The following is a 20,679-nucleotide window of genomic DNA, read 5'->3' as shown; positions in this document are numbered from 1 at the left end:
CCGCGATGGCCTTGCTACAGCTGGAGCGCATCAGCGCACAGTACCCAGGCGCGACCACGCCCGTGCTGGCGGACATTTCCCTGACCCTTGGCCCCCATCAATTGCTGGTGGCCCTCGGCCCTTCCGGCAGTGGCAAGACTTCGCTGTTGAACCTGATTGCCGGCTTCGTCGAACCCAGCGCCGGGCGCATCACCCTAGACGGCGTGCCCGTCCAAGGCCCGAGTGCCGAACGCGGCGTGGTGTTCCAGGACGATGCCTTGCTGCCCTGGCAGGATGTGCTGGCCAATGTCGGCTTCGGCCTGGAGCTGGCCGGCGTGCCCAAGGCCCAGCGGCAAGTCCGCGCCCGGGAAATGCTCGCGCTGGTGGACCTGGCCGGTTTTGACAGCCGGCGCATCTGGCAGCTGTCTGGCGGGCAGAAACAACGCGTCGGCCTGGCCCGCGCCCTGGCGGCCGACCCACGGGTGCTGCTGATGGACGAACCCTTCGGCGCCCTCGATGCCTTCACCCGCGAACAGATGCAGGAGCTGCTGCTGCAAGTCTGGCGGCGCACGGCCAAGCCGGTGTTCCTGATCACCCACGACATCGAAGAAGCGGTCTTCCTCGCCACTGACCTGATTTTGCTGGCACCCAACCCCGGGCAAATCGTCGAGCGCCTGAGCCTGGATTTCGGCCAGCGTTACGCGGCCGGCGAGCCGGCCCGTGCGATCAAGTCCGACCCACGGTTTATCGAAACCCGCGAACATGTGCTGGGCAAAGTGTTCTCGCAACGGCAGGTGTACGCATGAGCAGCTATGAAATCCCGGCCACCGCCGCCAACCCAATCACCCCGCCGTTGCGCCGCAGCCTGAGCACGCGCTGGATCAGCCTGCTGACCCTGGTTGCGCTGCTGGCGCTGTGGTGGGCCGTGACCGCCAGCGGGCTGATCGAGCCGCTGTTCCTGCCGCCACCGTCTGCCGTGCTGCAAAAAGGCTGGCTGCTGGCGACCAGCGGCTATATGGATTCCACCCTCTGGCAGCACCTGGGCGCCAGCCTTGGGCGTATCGGCCTGGGCCTGGGCTTTGCGGTGCTGACCGCCGTGCCGATCGGCATTGCCATCGGCGCCAACCGCATCGCCCGCGGCATTCTCGACCCGCTGATCGAGTTCTACCGGCCGATCCCGCCGCTGGCCTATCTGCCGTTGATCGTGATCTGGTGCGGCATCGGCGAGCTGTCCAAGGTGTTGCTGATCTACCTGGCGATCTTCGCCCCGATTGCCATCGCCACCGCCACCGGCGTACGCACGGTCGACCCGGCCAAATTGCGCGCAGCACAGTCTTTGGGCGCCACCCGGGCGCAGTTGATTCGCCATGTGATTCTGCCCAGCGCCCTGCCCGACATTCTCACCGGTGTGCGCATCGGCCTGGGTGTGGGTTGGTCGACCCTGGTGGCCGCCGAGTTGATCGCAGCTACCAGCGGCCTGGGGTTCATGGTGCAGTCGGCGGCGCAGTTTCTGGTGACCGATGTGGTGGTGCTGGGCATCCTGGTGATCGCGCTGATCGCCTTTGCCATGGAAATGGGCCTGCGCGCCCTGCAGCGTAAATTGGTGCCGTGGCATGGCCAGGCACACTAAGAAGAGAACAACATGAGCCGCCTGACCGTTACCCCTTTAAGCACCGCCCTGGGCGCCCAGATCAGTGGCGTCGATATCAGCCAGCCGCTGAACCTCGAACAGCGCGACGCCATCGAGCAGGCGTTGCTCCAGCATTCGGTGCTGTTCTTTCGCGACCAGCCGATCACCCCGCAGCAGCAAGCGCGCTTCGCGGCGAATTTCGGTGACCTGCACATTCACCCGATCTACCCCAACGTGCCCGAGCAGCCAGAAGTGCTGGTGCTCGACACTGCCGTCACTGACGTGCGCGACAACGCCATCTGGCACACCGACGTGACCTTCCTGCCCACCCCGGCCCTGGGCGCAGTACTCAGCGCCAAGCTGCTGCCAGCCTTTGGCGGTGACACGCTGTGGGCCAGTGGTATCGCGGCCTTTGATGCGTTGTCAGAACCGATGAAGGCTTTTTTGACCGGCCTGACGGCAACCCATGACTTCACCCGCTCGTTCCCTCTGGAGCGTTACGGCAACACCGCCGAAGACTTGGCCCGCTGGGAGGAGGCCCGCAGAAAGAACCCGCCACTGTCCCACCCGGTGATCCGCACCCACCCGGTCAGTGGGCGCAAATCGCTGTTTGTCAGTGAGGGCTTCACCACCCGGATCAACGAACTGGAGCCGGCCGAAAGCGAAGTCATCCTCAAGCTGCTGTTCGCCCACGCCACCCGGCCGGAATTCACCATCCGCTGGCGCTGGCAAGCCAACGACGTGGCCTTCTGGGACAACCGCGTGACCCAGCACTACGCCGTGGACGACTACCGCCCACAGCGGCGAGTGATGCACCGGGCGACGATTCTGGGTGACGTCCCCTTCTGACTAACCCTTGTAGGAGCGAGCTTGCTCGCGAAAAACCCAAAGACGCTGCGGGGCATCAGATGCCCCGCGTTTTCGTTGGCGATCTTCGCGAGCAAGCTCGCTCCTACCGTTTGTTCAGCGCACCAGATGCAAGAACTGCAAGTGCCGCTCGTACTGGTCGAGGATGTCGTTGATGATCTGCTCCTTGGTGTAGCCCACCAGGTCGTAGTCCTGGCTGCCCTCGCTCAAGTGCACTTCGGCGCGGTAGTAGCGACGGTTGTTCATCTCTTTGGAACCCATGCCGCCACGGGCAAAGGACGGCGTGAAGTAGCCGCGCATCTGCACCTGGTAGACAAACGGATGCTCTTCGCCGTGGCCGATTTCCAGGCTGACGCTGTCGTTGGACGGGTCGGGCTGGGTGACCACGTTCAGGCCCTTCTCGACAAACACGGCGGTCACTTCTTCAATCGCCGGGCGGACCGTGGTTTCGAGGAAGCGGTAGACCTCGTCCCGTGAAGGGAAATGCACCGCCTGGCTCAAGCGCTGGCGCCAGCCGCCACGGCCCTTGCGTGATGCCGACACCGGGGCCAGGGAGTGCAGTTGGGCGATCTGCTTCTGGGATTCGAGGTAGAACGCCTTGTGCAGCCCCCACATCATCAACAGCAGGATCATCGAGAACGGCAGCGAAGTCAGCACCACCGCGGACTTGAGCGAGTCGATGCTACCGGCAAACAGCAAGGCGCTGGTCACCAGCGCCGTCATCGCGCCCCAGAACACCCGCAGCCACTTGGGCCCGTCTTCATCGGCGTTGCCGCCCTTGGACGACAGGGTCGACAGCACCACGGTGCCGGAGTCGGCCGAGGTCACAAAGAACACAAAGCTGATAAACACCGTGACGGCGATCACGGTCTTGCTCCACGGGTAGGTTTCCAGCAGCAGGTACAGGCTCATCGACGGGTCGTCGATGGCCGACTGCCCCAGGGCAACCATGCCGTGGTTGAGCACCTGGTCAATCGCGCTGTTGCCGAAGATCGACATCCACGCCAGGGTGAAGCCCAGCGGGATCAGCAGCACGCCAAAGACGAACTCGCGGATGGTACGACCACGGGAGATCCGTGCGATGAACAGGCCCACGAACGGCGACCAGGCGATCCACCAGGCCCAGTAGAACACCGTCCAACCGCCGAGCCAGTCGCTGGGCTTGTCGTAGGCGTACACATCAAAACTCTTGCTCGGCAACGCGCCGAGGTAGTCACCGATGTTCTGGATCAGGGTGTTGAGCAAATGCTGGGTGGGCCCGGCGAACAATACAAACAGCAGCAGCGCACAGGCCAGCAGCATGTTGATGTCGGACATGACCCGCACGCCCTTGTCGACACCGGCCACCGCAACCAAGATCGCCGCGCCCATCATCAGGGTGATCAGGCCGACCTGGATCCATTGGGTGTGGGCGATGCCGAACAGGTAGTCCAGGCCCGAGTTGAGGTGCAGCACCCCAAAGCCCATGTCAGCCCCCAGGCCGAACACCGTGGCGATAATGCCGAAGCCATCCACCGCGTAGCCGATGGGGCCATTGATGCGCTTGCCGATCAGCGGATACAGCGCCGAACGCAAGGCCAGCGGCAGGTTATGCCGGTAGGCGAAGTACGCCAGGGCCATGCCGACAAACGCAAATACACCCCAGCCATGCAGGCCCCAATGCAGGAACAGCACCTGCATGGCCTGGCGCGCCGCGTCGGCGTTCAAGGCCTCGCCCTGGGGCGGTTGCACCAGGTGGGTCAAGGGTTCCGAGACGCAGAAGAAAAACAGCGTGATGCTGATCCCGGCGGCAAACAGCATGCCGGCCCAGGACAGGTAACTGAATTCGGGCTCGTCGTGGTCGGCACCAAGTTTGATCTTGCCGTAGCCAGACAACGCGGTGACCACCACGAAGACCAGATACAGGGTCATCGCCAGCATGTAGTACCAGCCGACCGTATTGGCCGCCCAGTTTTGCGCGGCCAGCAACCAGGCGCCGGCCTGTTCGGGGATCGCGATTACGGTGACACCAAACAGCAGGATGAAGCTGGCGGCGAAGTAAAACACCGGCGCATTCATGCGCACCAGGCCGCTTGGAGGGACAGACGATGCACTCATGAACCGTGCACCTCGAGGGTGTGGGATGTGGCTGTATAAAACGGACTCAGCAAAGGTAAGCCTCCTGTTGTGAGCGGGCAGCGAACCACCGGTTTAACTTGAACGAACGTTCAAGTTAAACATGGATAGGCGGTCTGGGACTAATCGCAGGGCTGAGTGGTAGGTAATTCCTACACTAGCTCAAGGAAGGGTATGACGGATGGGAGAGGCAAAACGTTCAGCGATTGCTTACCTAAATTGAAATGCTATCCCCTGTGGGAGCGGGCTTGCCCGCGATAGCGGAGTGTCAGGTTAGCGGTATTTGACTGGCCTACCGCCATCGCGGGCAAGCCCGCTCCCACATTAGGTCGTCACTACTTCTGCGTCCCATCATCATGCTGCAAATTCGCCTGCGTGATGTTCGCCCCCGCCGGCACGCTGCGCGTCAGCCACACGTTGCCGCCAATGGTCGAGCCCTGGCCGATGGTGATCCGCCCCAGGATCGTCGCCCCGGCGTAAATCACCACATCGTCCTCGACAATCGGGTGCCGTGGATGGCCCTTCTGCAACTGCCCGTCCTCATCCGCCGGGAAACGCTTGGCGCCCAGGGTCACCGCTTGATAAATGCGCACCCGCTCACCAATGATCGCCGTCTCGCCAATCACCACACCCGTGCCGTGGTCGATAAAGAAACTCGGGCCGATCTGCGCACCGGGGTGAATATCGATGCCGGTCGCCGAATGGGCGATTTCCGCGCTGATCCGCGCGAGCAAAGGCAGCCCGGCGCGATACAAATGGTGGGCCAGGCGATGGTGGATCACCGCGAGGATCCCCGGATAGCACAGCAACACCTCATCCACACTGCGCGCGGCCGGGTCGCCGTGATAGGCCGCCAGCACATCGGTGTCCAACAGACTGCGCAGCGCCGGCAAGGCCAGGGCAAAATCCTGGATCAGGCGAATGGCCAATGCATCGACTTCATTATCGGCCCGGCCGCCTTGGCGTGCGGCATAGCGCAACTCCAGGCGTGCCTGGGCGAGCAGGGCATTGAGCGCCACATCGAGGGTATGGCCGACGTAGAAATCCTCACTCTCCTCGCGCAAATCCACCGGCCCCAGGCGCATGGGGAACAGTGCGCCGCACAGCGCTTCAAGAATCTGCGCCATCGCATCACGGGAAGGTAACTCGCGACCGCCCTGCTCGCCGCTGACCCGGCCGTTGCGCGTACGCCACTGATCCCGGGCGCCGCGCAACTGGCTGACGATGGTCTGTAATTGCCAATGACTGGAACGCTCGCTCACGGTAATCCCTCCTGAGGTAATGGCCATCACTTTACGGTATGCAACCGGGCCGCTCTTAATAACCAATGGTGCGATACTCATAACGTTCTGGCATAAGCAACTGGCGGTTGCCCGCGCAAAAAGCCCTGCCTATAGTCCCTCCCATCTTCTATTACCCGTGCGTAACCATGATCAAACAACAGCTCGAGCGTTTTAACCGTCTGGAACTACTGGTTGGCGCCACCGCCCTGGAAAAACTCGAACGACTGTCGACCTGGCTGGGCCGTGATATCTACGTCAAGCGCGACGACACCACGCCGCTGGCCATGGGCGGCAACAAACTGCGCAAGCTCGAATACCTCGCCGCCGATGCCCTGGCCCAGGGCGCCGATACGCTGATCACCGCCGGCGCGATCCAGTCCAACCATGTGCGCCAGACCGCAGCCCTCGCCGCCAAGCTGGGCCTGGGCTGTGTCGCCCTGCTGGAAAACCCCACGGGCACCGACGACCCCAACTACCTGGGCAACGGCAACCGCTTGTTGGTCGAGTTGTTCGACGCCAAGGTCGAACTGGTCGAAAACCTGGACAACGCCGACGAGCAACTCCACGCCCTGGCCGAACGCCTGCGCAGCAACGGCAAGACCCCCTATCTGGTGCCAATCGGCGGCTCCAACGCCCTGGGTGCCCTGGGCTATGTGCGGGCCGGGCTGGAATTGGCCGGGCAGATCCAGGACAGCGGCCTGCAGTTTGCGGCGGTGGTCCTGGCCTCCGGCAGCGCCGGCACCCACAGCGGCCTGGCCCTGGCGTTGAGCGAAGTGCTGCCGGACTTGCCGGTGATTGGCGTCACCGTGTCGCGCACCGACGAGGCGCAACGGCCCAAGGTCCAAGGCCTGGCCGAACGCACGGCGCAATTGCTGGGGGTGGCGGTACCCGACGCGTTCAAAGTGATTTTGTGGGACGAATACTTCGCCCCGCGCTATGGCGAGCCCAACGCCGGAACCCTGGCGGCAATCAAGCTGCTGGCGAGTCAGGAAGGCCTGTTGCTGGACCCGGTCTACACCGGCAAGGCCATGGCCGGGTTGCTCGACGGCATCGGTCGCGGCGCGTTCGGGGAAGGCCCGATCATCTTCCTGCACACCGGGGGGGCGCCGGCGTTGTTTGCCTATGATTCAGTGTTCTGACTGGACACATTGAATCTCCACCTGATATGCAAAAATGGAATATAAAACTTAATTTATATTATTTTTAACGCTTTAAAACTCGCCCTATAGTCGCGCTCCCACACACCGCGTTTTTAGGGCAGGATACGACCACTGCGTCACCTGCTTCGCACACCATAAAAAGCACAGGGGCTTGTCATGACTATTTCTGTATTGCGTCGTACGTTGCTGGTTGGCACTTTGGGCCTGGCCCTTGGCGCCGGGTTGTTGGGCCAGGCGGTTGCCGGCGAACAGCTGGGCAATATCAAGAAGGCCGGCGAGATCAAGATCGGCCTGGAAGGCACCTACCCGCCGTTCAGCTTCGTCGATGAAAGCGGCAAGCTCAGCGGCTTTGAAGTCGAGCTGTCCGAAGCCCTGGCCAAGGAGCTGGGCGTCAAGGTCAAGCTGCAGGCCACCCCGTGGGACGGCATCCTCGCAGCCCTGGAATCCAAGCGCCTCGACGCGGTGGTCAACCAGGTGACGATCTCCGAAGAGCGCAAGAAAAAATACGATTTCTCCAAGCCCTACACCGTCTCCGGGATCCAGGCGCTGACCCTGGCGAAAAACGTCGACACCATCAAGACCGCCGACGACCTGGCCGGCAAGAAAGTCGGGGTGGGCCTTGGCACCAACTACGAACAATGGCTCAAGGACAACCAACCCAAAGCCATCATCAAGACCTATAACGACGACCCGACCAAGTTCCAGGACCTGCGCATCGGCCGTATCGACGCGATTCTGATCGACCGCCTGGCGGCCCTGGAATATGCGAAAAAAGCCAAGGACACCGCCGCTGCCGGTGACGCCTTCTCCCGCCAGGAATCAGGGATTGCCCTGCGCAAAGGCGAGCCTGAGCTGCTTGAGGCGGTCAACCAGGCCCTCGATAAACTGCGCGCCGACGGCACTTTGAAGAAGCTGTCCGAGAAATACTTCAACGCTGACGTCACTCAATAATGGAAGCAGGTTTCCAACTCGCGCTCGACTCCGCGCCCTTTTTGCTCAAGGGCGCGTATTACACGGTGATCCTCAGCCTCGGCGGGATGTTTTTCGGCTTGCTGCTAGGCTTCGGCCTGGCCTTGATGCGCCTGTCGCGCTTCAAGCTTTTGAGCTGGACGGCCAGGGTCTATGTCTCGTTCTTTCGCGGCACGCCGTTGCTGGTGCAGCTGTTTTTGATCTACTACGGCTTGCCGCAAGTGGGTATCGAGCTGGACCCGATCCCGGCGGCGATGATCGGCTTCTCGCTGAACATGGCCGCCTACGCCTGTGAAATCCTGCGTGCGGCCATCGGCTCCATCGAGCGTGGCCAGTGGGAAGCTGCCGCCAGTATCGGCATGACCCGCGCGCAGACCCTGCGCCGGGCCATCCTGCCGCAGGCGATGCGCACGGCCCTGCCGCCCTTGGGCAATAGTTTTATTTCGCTGGTCAAGGACACGGCGCTGGCCGCCACCATCCAGGTGCCCGAGCTGTTCCGCCAGGCCCAATTGGTATCGGCGCGCACCTTCGAAATTTTCACCATGTACCTGTCTGCGGCCCTGGTCTACTGGGTCCTGGCAAGCATCCTGGCGCATTTTCAGAACCGCCTGGAAGACCGGGTCAACCGGCATGACCTGGAGTCTTGAAGCATGATCGTGGTTGAAAAACTGACCAAACAATTCAAGGGTCAGGTGGTGCTCAATGGGATCGACCTGGAGGTCAAGGAAGGCGAAGTTGTCGCCATCATTGGCCCCAGCGGCTCCGGCAAGACCACCTTCCTGCGCTGCCTGAATTTCCTCGAAGAACCCACCAGTGGCCGGATCAAGGTCGGCGACATCGAGATCGACGGCAGCCGTCCGCTCAACCAGCAACAGGGCCTGGTGCGGCGCCTGCGCCAGCATGTGGGCTTTGTGTTCCAGAACTTCAACCTGTTCCCCCATCGCACCGCCCTGGAAAACGTCATCGAAGGCCCCCTGGTGGTCAAGAAGATGCCGCGCGACGCCGCCGACCGTCTCGGGCGGGCCCTGCTGGCCAAGGTCGGCCTGGCAGGCAAGGAAGACGCCTATCCACGGCGCCTGTCCGGTGGCCAGCAGCAACGGGTGGCCATTGCCCGGGCCTTGGCGATGGAGCCGGAAGTGATCCTGTTCGATGAGCCGACCTCGGCCCTCGACCCGGAGCTGGTGGGCGAAGTACTGGCGACCATCCGCAGCCTTGCCGAAGAGAACCGCACCATGGTCATCGTCACCCACGAAATGAGTTTTGCCCGGGACGTGGCCAACCGCGTGGTCTTTTTCGACAAGGGCGTCATCGTCGAGCAGGGCGACGCCAAGGCGTTGTTTGCCAACCCCAAAGAAGAACGCACCCGGCAGTTCCTCAGCAAATTCCTCACCCACTGACCCTGCCCTTGTAGGAGCCGGCTTGCCGGCTCCCACATGTATCCTCCCTTTCGGAAAAGTCCCCGTAATCATTGGGCAAAGCGCCTATCAACGCCCCCTTTAATAGCAGCCATCAGTAAGACCCTTCTGAATAATCCCCAACCCGCCGTTTAGCCTTTTGCCTCCATTGACGCCCCCTGGCCAACCCTCTTATCTAGGGCCCACTGGATTGGATCCTATCCTGGCTTTTCAAAAAAACGTTCCTTTCGAACCCCATGCCTGAGGTTCGGAACGATCGCTGCTGGCTGCATCAAGGAGATTATTTATGAAGCACATTCCCCCCCTGGCCATGCTCGCCGCGCCGACAGTGCCCCAGGCTCTCAAACAAGGTATCAACGCGCAGGCCGCCACCTATTTGCAGGTCGATATCGCCCCCTACCCGGACATGGGCAAGGGCGACTTGATCGAGCTGTTCTGGAACAACTGCTTTGCCGCCTCCAAGCGCGTGAGCGCCGCCGATATCGGCCAGCCCAGCAGCCTGCGGGTACCGGAAAGCTTTGTGCAAAATGGTGCCGCACGGATTCACTACCGGGTCATGCAAGTGGGGCGCGGCCCGGCGCGCTCGATGATTACCCGGGTGCAGGTCAAGACTGCCTGCCCGGGCGGCCCGCCATCGGTGCTGTGTGGCGCAGAAAACCAGAACCTGGCCCCCGTGGGCCTGCCTGAAACCATCCGCCGCCATGGCGTCAACCCCAGCCAGATCCGCCGGGGCGTGCCGTTGACCATCGAGCCCTACCTGAACATGGCCGCCGGAGATGCAATCACCCTGCGCTGGGGCGATGCGCGCCTGGACCTGCCCCCCATCCACCCCACCGGGGTGGGGCGGCCCGTGCAGGTTTGGGTGCCTTCGACGCTGATCCTCGAAGCGGGGGACGACGCGCGCCAGGAGGTCACCTACTGCGTGATCGACCGCGTGGGCAACAACTCACGCTGGGCGCCCGGGCGCATCGTGAGCATCGCCCAGGCCAAAGCCCCAGGCCCGGCCGAGGCCTTGTCGGTGTACCAGCCACGGCGTCCTGGCTCACCGTGCGAGCCGGGGTGACAGACCTTCTATGCATATTCCTAAAAGTTAGTTTATTTAAAAAATAAACACGCTTAGGGTATATGCACCGGACCACCGGACATTCCTGATTTTTTAGCTTTTCCACGGATGTGAGGTAGGTATGGTCAAAATTACCCCGGTGCACAACGCCAGGGCATTACGTGTAGCCACGCAGGGGCGCACCGATGTCTAACTTGGCGCAATCGCCCCTCCAGAGCGATCTGGATATCGCCCCGCTGCTACTGCCCGCCAAGGTGCTGCGCAACGACAGTGAAGCCCTCGCCGCCGCTCACGAGCTTGCCCAGGCCGCCCGCCTGCAAGCCGGCCTGCGTGACCGCCAGCGCAAACTGCCTTGGGCCGAAATCGAACAGTTCACCCGCAGCGGCCTGGGCAGCATTTCCATCCCCCGCGAATACGGTGGCCCACAAGTGTCGTTTGTGACCCTGGCCGAAGTGTTCGCGATTATCAGCGCCGTCGACCCGGCCCTGGGGCAGATCCCGCAGAACCACTTCGGCATCCTCCACGTGCTGCAAGGCGCCGCCAGCCAGGAACAGAAAAAGCAGCTGTTCCAAAGCGTCCTCGACGGCTGGCGCATCGGCAACGGCGGGCCGGAACGCGGCACTAAAAATACCCTGGATTTGAAGGCCCGGATCAGCGCCGAGGGTGACGGCTTTGTCATCAACGGCCAGAAGTTCTACTCCACCGGCGCACTGTTTGCCCATTGGGTCGCGGTCAAGGCCCTGGACGACGAAGGCCGCCAGGTCATGGCTTTTGTACGGCGTGGCACCCCGGGATTGCGTATCGTCGATGACTGGTCGGGCTTTGGCCAACGCACCACCGCCAGCGGCACCGTGCTGCTGAACAACGTGCCGGTAGATGCCGACCTGGTGGTGCCGACCTGGCGCCTGGGGCAGGCCCCAGGCATCCAGGGCGCGGTCTCGCAATTGATCCAGGCCGCCATCGACGCCGGTATCGCCCGTGGCGCCCTCGACGACACCATCAGTTTTGTCCGCGAACGCTCGCGGCCGTGGATCGACGCCAAGGTCGAACGAGCCAGCGACGACCTCTATGTGATTGCCGACATCGGCAAGCTGAAAATCGAACTGCATGCCGCCGAAGCCCTGCTGCGCAAGGCCGGCCAGGTGCTGGACCAGGTCAGCGCCGCGCCCATCACCGAACACTCCGCCGCCCGGGCCTCGATTGCCGTGGCACAAGCCAAGGTGCTGACCACCGAAGTCTCGCTGCTGGTCAGCGAGAAGCTCTTCGAACTGGCCGGCAGCCGCGCCACCCTCGCCGAATTCAACCTCGACCGCCACTGGCGCAATGCACGGGTGCACACCTTGCACGACCCGGTGCGCTGGAAATACCACGCGGTGGGCGCCTGGCACCTCAACGGAACATTGCCGGCCCGGCATTCCTGGATCTGACGACCAGACATCTGGAGAAAAACATGACGCTTTCCCATCCCGTCGCGGTCATCACCAGCGACGAGCAAGCCCTGATTGTCGCCAGCGACCTGGCCGAAGACTTTCGCCGCGACAGCGCCCTGCGCGACCGCGAACGCCGCCTGCCACACGCCGAGCTGGAAGCCTTTTCCCGCTCCGGCCTGTGGGGCATCAGCGTGCCCAAGGCATACGGCGGCGCTGGCGTATCCAACGTCACCCTGGCCAAGGTCATTGCCCTGATCGCCCAGGCCGATGCCTCGTTGGGGCAGATCCCGCAAAACCATTTCTATGCCCTGGAAGTGCTGCGCGTAAATGGCAGCCCGGCGCAGCAACAACGCCTGTACGCCGAGGTGCTGGCCGGCCAGCGCTTTGGCAATGCCCTGGCGGAACTGGGCACCAAGACCGCCCATGACCGGGTGACGAAACTTGTGCGCGAGGGCGACGGATTTCGCATCAGCGGCCGCAAGTTCTACGCCACCGGCGCGATCTACGCCCAGCGCATTCCCACCTCGGTGGTGGATGAACTCGGCGTGCAGCAACTGGCCTTCGTGCCGCATGACAGCCAGGGCCTGACGGTGATCGACGACTGGAGCGGCTTTGGCCAGCGCACCACCGGCAGCGGCTCGGTGGTGTTCGACAATGTGTGGGTCGCCGCCGAAGACGTGATCCCGTTCCAGAGCGCCTTCGAGCGCCCGACCACAGTAGGCCCGCTGGCGCAGATCCTTCACGCGGCCATCGACACCGGCATCGCCCGCGCGGCCTTTGAAGACGCCCTGCATTTTGTGCGCACCAAGACCCGCCCATGGATCGACTCGGGCAATGACAAGGCCAGCGAAGACCCGCTGACCCTGAAAAGCTTCGGCCACCTGAGCGTCCGCCTGCACGCCACCGAAGCCCTGCTGGAGCGCTCCGGCGAATTCCTCGACCGCGCCCAGGCCGACAGCACCGCACACACCGTCGCTGCGGCATCGATCGCCGTGGCCGAAGCGCGCGCCCTGAGCACGGAGATTTCCCTGGCCGCCGGCAGCACCCTGTTCGAACTCGCCGGCAGCCAGGCAACCCTCGCCGAACATGGCCTGGACCGCCACTGGCGCAACGCCCGGGTGCACACCCTGCACGACCCGGTGCGCTGGAAGTACCACGCAGTCGGCAATTATTACCTCAACGATGAAAACCCGCCGCTGCGGGGGACCATCTGATGGCGAAGAAAAAGATCCTGCTCAATGCCTTCAACATGAACTGCATCGGGCATATCAACCATGGCCTGTGGACGCACCCACGGGATACCTCTACCCAGTACAAGAGCGTCGAATACTGGACCGAACTGGCGCAACTGCTGGAGCGCGGGCTATTCGACGGCTTGTTTATCGCCGACATCGTTGGCGTGTACGACGTCTATCAAGGCTCGGTCGATGTGCCGCTCAAGGAGTCGATCCAACTGCCGGTCAACGACCCGCTGCTGCTGGTCTCGGCCATGGCTGCGGTGACGAAAAACCTCGGCTTCGGCCTGACCGCCAACCTGACTTACGAGCCGCCCTATCTGTTCGCCCGGCGCATGTCCACCCTCGATCACCTGAGCCGTGGCCGGGTGGGCTGGAACATCGTCACCGGCTATCTGGACAGCGCCGCCAAGGCCATGGGCCTCACCGAGCAGGTCGAACATGACCGGCGCTACGACCAGGCCGACGAGTACCTGGAGGTGCTGTACAAGCTGTGGGAAGGCAGTTGGGAAGACGACGCGGTACTCAACGACCCGCAACAACGGATCTATGCCCAACCGGGCAAGGTGCACAAGGTCGAGCACCACGGCGAGTTCTATCAGGTGGAGGGTTATCACCTGTGCGAGCCGTCGCCGCAGCGCACGCCAGTGTTGTTCCAGGCCGGCAGTTCGGAGCGCGGCCTGCTGTTCGCCGGGCGCCATGCCGAGTGCGTGTTCATCAGCGGGCAGAACAAGGCCGCGACCAAAGTGCAAGTGGACAAGGTGCGCGCCAGCGCGGTCGAGGCCGGGCGCAACCCGGACGATATCAAGGTGTTCATGGGCCTCAACGTGATTGTCGGCGCCACCGAGGCACTGGCCTGGGCCAAGCATGCCGAGTACCTGAGCTACGCCAGCGCCGAGGCCGGGGTGGCGCATTTCAGCGCCTCCACCGCCATCGACTTCTCGCAATACGAGCTGGATGAACCGATCCAGTACGTGAAGAGCAACGCGATCCAATCGGCCACCAAAGCCTTGCAGAACAACGACTGGACCCGTCGCAAGTTGTTGGAGCAACACGCGTTGGGCGGGCGCTATATCACCCTGGTGGGCTCGCCCGCGCAGGTGGCTGATGAGCTGGAATCCTGGATCAGCGAGACCGGCCTGGATGGCTTCAACCTGACGCGCATTGTTACGCCGGAGAGCTATGTGGACTTCATCGAGTTGGTGATTCCGGAGTTGCAAAAACGGGGGTCGTACAAGACCGCTTATGAGAGCGGGACGCTGCGCGAGAAAGTGTTCCACCGCGATGCTCGCTTACCCGAACAACACACCGGCTCTCACTACCGCCACTAAAGCAAAAATGTGGGAGCTGGCTTGTCTGCGATAGCGGTGTACCAGTTGATGCAGTTGGCACTGACACACCGCTATCGCATGCAAGCCAGCTCCCACATTAGATCTTCGTTGTTTTTCCCCACACCTTATGACTGGAAATCGACCATGAAAAAAACACTGCTGTCCCACCCAGTCAAAGCACTGGCCCTGGCCCTCGGCCTGTTCAGCTCGGCGGTGTTTGCCGCCGATGCGCCGCTGAAAGTCGGCACCACGGCAGCCTTCGCCATCCCCCTGGAAGCCGCCGTCGAAGAGGCCGGCAAACAGGGCCTGAAAGTCGAGCTGGTGGAGTTCACCGACTGGATCGCGCCCAACGTCAGCCTCGCCGCCGGCGATATCGACGTGAATTACTTCCAGCACATTCCGTTCCTGGAAAACGCCAAGGCCGCCGCCGGTTTTGACCTGGTGCCGTTCAAACCGGGGATCATCAACAACGTCGGCCTGTACTCGAAAAAATACAAAAGCTTCGATGAGCTGCCCCAGGGCGCCAGCGTGGCCATCGCCAACGACCCGATCAACAGCGGGCGCGGCCTGCAACTGCTGGCCAAGGCGGGCTTGATCTCCCTCAAGCCGGGCGTGGGCTACAAGGCCACCGAAGAAGACATCGTCGCCAACCCGAAAAAGCTCAAGATCCTGCAAGTCGAAGCAGTGCAGCTGGTACGCGCCTATGACGATGCCGACCTGGTGCAGGGCTACCCGGCCTACATCCGCCTGTCCAAGACCTTCAATGCCGAGTCGGCGCTGCTGTTCGACGGCCTCGATCACCCGGAATACGTGATCCAGTTCGTGACCCAGCCCAAAGGCACAACCGACCCGCGGGTGATCAAGTTCGTCGAGATCTACCAGCATTCGCCGGTGGTGCGTGCTGCCCTGGATAAATCCCTCGGCACGCTGTACCAAGTCGGTTGGGAAGGCTGAACATGAGCGCCGCCAACAGCCAACTGCGCGACCTGGGCACACCGCCCAGGGACGCCCGGCAGACCGAACTGCACCCAGACCTCAACCGCGCCCATGTGCGTTTTATCAACCTGGGCAAAACCTATGACGGCACGGTGCATGCGCTGCAAGGCATTGACCTGGCGATCCAGCACGGCGAAGTGTTCGGCATCATCGGCCGCAGTGGCGCCGGCAAGTCGTCGCTGATCCGCACCATCAACCGCCTGGAGCAACCCAGCAGCGGCCGGGTGCTGATCGACCAGGTGGATATCGGCGAGTTCGACGAAGACCGCCTGGTGGCCCTGCGCAGGCGCATCGGCATGATTTTCCAGCACTTCAACCTGATGTCGGCCAAGACCGTGTGGCAGAACGTCGAGCTGCCGCTGAAAGTCGCCGGCGTGCCCAAGCCACAGCGCGCACAAAAAGTCCGCGAACTGCTGGAGCTGGTGGGCTTGCAAGACAAGCACAAGGCCTACCCGGCGCAGTTGTCCGGCGGGCAGAAGCAACGGGTAGGCATCGCCCGCTCGCTGGTACACGACCCGCAGATCCTGCTGTGCGACGAAGCCACCTCGGCCCTGGACCCGGAAACCACCCAGTCGATCCTCGGCCTGTTGCGCGAGATCAACCGGCGCCTGGGCCTGACCATCGTGCTGATCACCCACGAGATGGCGGTGATCCGCGAAATCTGCGACCGCGTGGTGGTGCTGGAACACGGGCGGATCGTCGAGCAAGGGCCGGTGTGGGAAGTGTTTGGCAACCCCAGGCATGAGGTCAGTAGAACCCTGCTGGCGCCCCTGCAACATGGCTTGCCCGATGAGCTGCAAAAGCGTTTGCAGGCCACGCCGCCGTCGGCGCAGGCGGCCGTGGTGCTGCGCCTGCAATTTACCGGCGCCAGCGCGGATGAACCGGACCTCGCCGCACTGTTCGGCGCCCTGGGTGGGCGCGTGCGCCTGCTGCAAGGCGGGGTCGAGCGCATCCAGGGCCACGCCCTGGGGCAGTTGCTGCTGGCGGTGAGCGACTCCACCCTGGATCCCGATACATTACGCACCCGCGCCGCGCGCTGGGCACAGCAGGTCGAGGTGCTGGGCTATGTGGTTTGATCGTTTATTGCAGGGCGCCATCGACACCTTGTTGATGGTCGGGGTGTCGTCGTTGATCGCGCTGTTGGTGGGCATCCCGCTGGCGGTGTTCCTGGTCACCAGCGACAAGGGCGGCATCTACCAGGCCCCCGCGTTGAACCGGGTACTGGGGGCGTTCGTCAATCTGTTCCGCTCCATCCCCTTCCTGATTCTGATGGTGGCGCTGATCCCGTTCACCCGCCTGATCGTCGGCACCACTTACGGCGTATGGGCCGCCGTGGTGCCGCTGACCATCGCCGCCACGCCATTCTTTGCGCGAATCGCCGAGGTCAGCCTGCGCGAGGTCGACCATGGCCTGATCGAAGCCGCCCAGGCCATGGGCTGCCGGCGCTGGCATATCGTCTGGCATGTGCTGTTGCCGGAAGCACTGCCGGGGATTGTCGGCGGGTTCACCATTACCCTGGTGACCATGATCAACTCGTCGGCCATGGCCGGGGCGATCGGCGCCGGAGGCCTGGGGGATATTGCCTACCGCTACGGTTACCAGCGTTTTGACAGCCAGATCATGCTCACGGTGATTGTATTGCTGGTCCTGCTGGTGGCCGCGATCCAACTGGGCGGCGATCGCCTGGCGCGCGGGCTGAACAAGCGCTGAGGTATAGTCGGCACCTTTCTTTGCCCTGGTGCCGACTGCCATGAAACTCGCCCCCGACGACCTCGACCAGATCACCTCCACCACCCTGGGCCACTACAACCAGGTGGCCGAGGACTTTCGCGAAGGCACCCGCGACCATGATGTAAGCCAGAACATCGACGCACTGCTGCGGCATATCCAGGCGCCCGCACCGTTTACCGTGCTGGACTTCGGCTGCGGGCCGGGGCGGGATTTGCAGACCTTCACCCGGCTTGGGCATATCGCCGTGGGCCTGGATGGCGCCGAGCGTTTCGCGCAGATGGCGCGCCAGGACAGCGGCTGCGAGGTACTGCAGCAGGACTTCCTCAAACTGGATCTGCCGGCCGCGCGCTTCGACGGGATTTTTGCCAATGCAGTGCTGTTCCATATCCCCAAGCAGGAATTGCCGCGCATTCTCCAGCAACTGCATGCTGCGCTGAAACCGGGCGGGGTGTTGTTCAGCTCCAATCCCAGGGGGCAAAACCAGGAGGGCTGGAACGGGCCGCGTTATGGCTCGTATCACGACCTTGCGGCCTGGCAGGCGCTGCTGGCGGCGGCGGGGTTTGTGGAGTTGGAGCACTACTATCGCCCGGCGGGGCTGCCGCGCGAGCAGCAGCCCTGGTTGGCCAGTGTGTGGCGTAAGGTAGAGGTTGTCTGAGCGGACGCTATCGCAGCGATGCGGCGACCCGACAAGCCAGCTCCCACATTGGTTTTGTGGTGTGTCCAGAACTCCCTGCCTGATCGAGCCCCCCCTGTGGGAGCGGGCTTGCCCGCGATGGCAGTAGTACAGGCACTATCTTTGGCTGACATACCGCCATCGCAGGCAAGCCAGCTCCCACATGGTTTTGTGGTGTGTCCAGAGCTCCCTGCCTGGTCGAGCCCCCCCTGTGGGAGCGGGCTTGCCCGCGATGGCGGTAGTACAGGCACTATCTTTGGTGGCTGACATACCGCCATCGCAGGCAAGCCAGCTCCCACATTGGTTTTGTGGTGTGTCCAGAATTCCCTGCCTGATCGAGCCCCCCCTGTGGGAGCGGGCTTGCCCGCGATGGCAGTAGTACAGGCACTATCTTTGGTGGCTGACATACCGCCATCGCAGGCAAGCCAGCTCCCACATTGGTTTTGTGGTGTGTCCAGAGCTCCCTGCCTGGTCGAGCCCCCCCTGTGGGAGCGGGCTTGCCCGCGATGGACTCAAGGGCGCTGCTGATCCACCTGATACACCACCGGACTTTCACCCACCACCCACGCCGTCACACTCCGCCCCGGATACCCGTCCCTCTGCTCCTGCGCAAAATTGGCCACCAACCGCGTGCCATCGGCAAACGTGGTCTGCTGCACCAGCCGGTCGTTGCTCAGCCAGCGAAAATCCGTCATTGCCTGGGTCGCCAAACGCTCATGCAACGGGCGAAAAAACCCATCCTGACGCTGGATCATCGGCAAGCGTTGCTTCAAGGTAGCGGCGCTCAAGTGATAGAGCGGCGGCACGTTGTAAAGCAGCTGGGTCAACTCGTTTTCCGCCTGCACATTGCTCAGCTTCAGGCTGTCGAACAGCCAGTGATGGCTGGTAATGACCGAGCCATGGAACACCGCCTGATACAGCGGCAGGCGCATCGCCGGGGCAAAGTACACGCTGCGCAGCGGCTCTTTGAGCGGCACGCGCTTGAAGAACACCGCCGGTTCCTCCGGTGGATACCAGGCGCCCACGTAGTAAGGCGATTGCTTGTCCTGGGTCATCTCGCGGTCGCCCCAGCCCATGACCGGGGTTTGCATGCCATGGGCGAACAACACGCCGCGGGCGGTGGTGGCATTGCCGTCTTCGGAGCCCACCGGCAACTGGAGGTGGCTACCAATCCAGCGCGCCGCGTCGATATTGCCCTCGGCGTTCTGCGCCTGGGTCATGCCCAGTACCGAGCGATAGCTGTCAAACAGCATGCCGGTGGCGTAGGCATCGAGAAACCAGGCATTGAACCCGGCCTTGGCCTGCACCGCTGTCACCCGTGCCTGCAGCAGCGGGCGCACGCAACGCGGGTCGGTGTAGTGCCCGGACTTCTGGAAGCCGGTCTTGAGCTGGCCATTTTTCAACATGATCGCGCAGTCGCGGTACGCCCGGCTGCCCAGGTGCGCGGTGGTCCAGTCGAGGTTCTCCGTGTCCGCCAGCGCGGTTTCATAGGAATCATAAGGCGCCATCAAGTACCCGGCCTCGACGCCCTTGCGTACCGCCTCAGGGTGCCAGAGCCCGCCCTCCCAGCCTTCGCCCAGGGTCAATAGCAAGCGTGGTAGGCCACTGTCTTGCAGGGTCTTTATAGTTTTGGCGGATAAGGTGCTACCCCAGGTTTCGGGGGGCGCGGTCAAGGCGCTGGCAAACTCCTGCGCCAATGCCTGACGGACCACCCCATAGCCTTCGGCGAGGGCCTGCATGTCGGGCTCGGTCTTGGCTTGCCAGCCCTGGCGCGCCTTTTTGTCGAGGGCCGCGTTGAGTCCTCTTAGCAACACGGCTTGCTGGTAACGATCCAGAAACGGCTGGGTGACGTGCACCACCTGCGTCGCCTGCGGGTCAAGCAGGCCCCTGAGTTGCGCGCCCAACCCATCAGCCGCGCGCAACAATGTGCGTAGCTGCTGCCAATCGCGTACATCACCAAGGCCCAGCAGGTCGTTGCCCCACAGGTACACATGGCTGGCACCCAGCAGTTTTTCGCCGTCAGGCAGGCGTTGCAGCTTTTGCGCCAACGGCTCGTAAAGGCCCTGCTCCACCAGCCACTGGCGATAGCGCTTGGCACCGGCCAGCAAGTCGGCTTCGCCCAGGTTCAGGCGCAGTGTCATCGGCGCGCCAGGGTCCAGGGCGGTGAACTCATGGCGCAACGACAACCCCAGGCGCTGGCCCTCGGCATGCCACTGCAAGCGATTGTTGTAGGGGTTGGTCAGCAGCCAGTTGAGGGTAAAGCTGGCGTGGTCGACGCCCCATAACGGCAGGCTGAGGTCTTGGGTGCTGTTCACATCGCCGTAATCGAGCAGGAAGTCTTGCCACAGGCGATTGCCGGCGGGGATGTAATGCCCCTCGGCGAGCGGCCAGATCAAGCCCTTGCCCATGGCGCTGGCCGGTTGCCGGAGGATGTCCAATTCAGCAGCCTCGCGTGCGGTGACACTAAGGATCAGGTCGCGCTGCTCCAGGGTGGCGCTCAGGTGATAGGCCCCCTTGTCCCATTGCCAGTTGGCCTGTTGATCGGCCTGTTGCAACTGGCTGACCTCATGGGCCGCCACGCCGCTTGAGGCCAGTACCGGTTCGCCGCCAGCGGGGGTAACGCGCACAGCCAGGGTCGCCGCGTCGAGTTCGATACGCCATTGGGCGTTTTCCAGCACGGTGCCGGCAACCGCCAGGGGTGAGAGCAGTAGCATGCAAACCATTAAGGTAAGGCGCAGACAACGAGGCATGGCAAAGACCTTCACACAAGTGAAAGCCTGGAGGGTAAAACAATTGGTTACC

At 62.9% G+C, this 20,679-nt stretch carries 18 protein-coding genes; 15 read left to right on the top strand and 3 right to left on the bottom strand.

Going from position 1 to position 20,679, the window contains the following annotated elements; translation table 11 throughout:
• The first annotated feature begins 5 nt into the window (after positions 1-5).
• From tauB to tauD, 3 genes are read left to right on the top strand one after another with little or no spacing between them, the layout of a single operon-like run.
• Positions 6-785 (top strand): taurine ABC transporter ATP-binding subunit, encoded by a 780-nt coding sequence (gene tauB, locus HBO12_RS13040; RefSeq protein ID WP_170042336.1) that lies wholly within the window; start codon positions 6-8, stop codon positions 783-785.
• Positions 782-1,609: a taurine ABC transporter permease TauC gene (tauC, locus tag HBO12_RS13035; RefSeq protein ID WP_169953900.1), complete on the top strand. Its 828-nt coding sequence runs from the start codon at positions 782-784 to the stop codon at positions 1,607-1,609. The genes tauB and tauC overlap by 4 nt, the downstream gene beginning before the upstream one ends.
• Before the next feature lie 12 nt (positions 1,610-1,621).
• Positions 1,622-2,458 (top strand): taurine dioxygenase, encoded by an 837-nt coding sequence (tauD, locus tag HBO12_RS13030; RefSeq protein ID WP_170042335.1) that lies wholly within the window; start codon positions 1,622-1,624, stop codon positions 2,456-2,458.
• A 114-nt stretch (positions 2,459-2,572) separates the two neighbouring features.
• Here the strand turns inward: tauD and betT are convergent, their stop codons facing one another.
• Positions 2,573-4,534 carry a choline transporter BetT gene (betT, locus tag HBO12_RS13025; RefSeq protein WP_170042557.1) on the bottom strand — a complete coding sequence of 654 codons (1,962 nt, stop codon included), beginning with the start codon at positions 4,532-4,534 and terminating at the stop codon, positions 2,573-2,575.
• Positions 4,535-4,926: 392 nt separating this feature from the next.
• Entirely contained in the window at positions 4,927-5,853 is a 927-nt protein-coding gene (gene epsC, locus HBO12_RS13020; protein ID WP_170042334.1) for a serine O-acetyltransferase EpsC, read from the bottom strand.
• Between the two features lie 167 nt (positions 5,854-6,020).
• Here epsC and HBO12_RS13015 point away from each other — a divergent pair, with 167 nt between their 5' ends.
• The 12 genes from HBO12_RS13015 (at position 6,021) to HBO12_RS12960 (ending at position 17,859) form a co-directional block, all read left to right on the top strand.
• Complete coding sequence (locus HBO12_RS13015; RefSeq protein WP_169953903.1) at positions 6,021-7,013, top strand: D-cysteine desulfhydrase; 993 nt, start codon at positions 6,021-6,023, stop codon at positions 7,011-7,013.
• A 177-nt stretch (positions 7,014-7,190) separates the two neighbouring features.
• Entirely contained in the window at positions 7,191-7,985 is a 795-nt protein-coding gene (tcyJ, locus tag HBO12_RS13010; RefSeq protein WP_170042333.1) for a cystine ABC transporter substrate-binding protein, read from the top strand.
• Positions 7,985-8,650 (top strand): cystine ABC transporter permease, encoded by a 666-nt coding sequence (gene tcyL / locus HBO12_RS13005; RefSeq protein ID WP_169953905.1) that lies wholly within the window; start codon positions 7,985-7,987, stop codon positions 8,648-8,650. The genes tcyJ and tcyL overlap by 1 nt, the downstream gene beginning before the upstream one ends.
• Before the next feature lie 3 nt (positions 8,651-8,653).
• On the top strand, positions 8,654-9,400 hold the full coding sequence (tcyN, locus tag HBO12_RS13000) for an L-cystine ABC transporter ATP-binding protein TcyN (protein ID WP_170042332.1): 747 nt from the start codon (positions 8,654-8,656) through the stop codon (positions 9,398-9,400).
• A 304-nt stretch (positions 9,401-9,704) separates the two neighbouring features.
• On the top strand, positions 9,705-10,481 hold the full coding sequence (locus HBO12_RS12995) for a hypothetical protein (protein WP_169953907.1): 777 nt from the start codon (positions 9,705-9,707) through the stop codon (positions 10,479-10,481).
• A 185-nt stretch (positions 10,482-10,666) separates the two neighbouring features.
• Entirely contained in the window at positions 10,667-11,908 is a 1,242-nt protein-coding gene (locus tag HBO12_RS12990; protein ID WP_170042331.1) for an SfnB family sulfur acquisition oxidoreductase, read from the top strand.
• Positions 11,909-11,931: 23 nt separating this feature from the next.
• Positions 11,932-13,125: an SfnB family sulfur acquisition oxidoreductase gene (locus HBO12_RS12985; RefSeq protein WP_169953909.1), complete on the top strand. Its 1,194-nt coding sequence runs from the start codon at positions 11,932-11,934 to the stop codon at positions 13,123-13,125.
• Complete coding sequence (locus HBO12_RS12980; RefSeq protein ID WP_170042330.1) at positions 13,125-14,477, top strand: LLM class flavin-dependent oxidoreductase; 1,353 nt, start codon at positions 13,125-13,127, stop codon at positions 14,475-14,477. The genes HBO12_RS12985 and HBO12_RS12980 overlap by 1 nt, the downstream gene beginning before the upstream one ends.
• A 144-nt stretch (positions 14,478-14,621) precedes the next feature.
• Positions 14,622-15,431: a MetQ/NlpA family ABC transporter substrate-binding protein gene (locus HBO12_RS12975; protein ID WP_170042329.1), complete on the top strand. Its 810-nt coding sequence runs from the start codon at positions 14,622-14,624 to the stop codon at positions 15,429-15,431.
• Between the two features lie 2 nt (positions 15,432-15,433).
• Positions 15,434-16,549 (top strand): methionine ABC transporter ATP-binding protein, encoded by a 1,116-nt coding sequence (locus HBO12_RS12970; RefSeq protein WP_170042328.1) that lies wholly within the window; start codon positions 15,434-15,436, stop codon positions 16,547-16,549.
• Positions 16,539-17,183, top strand: coding sequence for a methionine ABC transporter permease (locus HBO12_RS12965; protein ID WP_169953913.1), 645 nt, complete (start codon positions 16,539-16,541; stop codon positions 17,181-17,183). Before HBO12_RS12970 ends, HBO12_RS12965 begins: the two co-directional genes overlap by 11 nt.
• A gap of 40 nt (positions 17,184-17,223) precedes the next feature.
• Positions 17,224-17,859 carry a class I SAM-dependent methyltransferase gene (locus tag HBO12_RS12960; protein WP_170042327.1) on the top strand — a complete coding sequence of 212 codons (636 nt, stop codon included), beginning with the start codon at positions 17,224-17,226 and terminating at the stop codon, positions 17,857-17,859.
• A 530-nt stretch (positions 17,860-18,389) separates the two neighbouring features.
• On the opposite strand, the gene HBO12_RS12955 is transcribed toward HBO12_RS12960, so the two are convergent.
• Positions 18,390-20,627 (bottom strand): glycoside hydrolase, encoded by a 2,238-nt coding sequence (locus tag HBO12_RS12955; RefSeq protein WP_170042326.1) that lies wholly within the window; start codon positions 20,625-20,627, stop codon positions 18,390-18,392.
• Between the last annotated feature and the right edge of the window lie 52 nt (positions 20,628-20,679).

It is taken from the genome of Pseudomonas sp. WS 5059 (genome assembly GCF_012985525.1).
Lineage (GTDB): Bacteria > Pseudomonadota > Gammaproteobacteria > Pseudomonadales > Pseudomonadaceae > Aquipseudomonas.
Note: the sequence above shows the minus strand (reverse complement) of the source record. Positions and strands in the feature narration are given on the sequence as shown.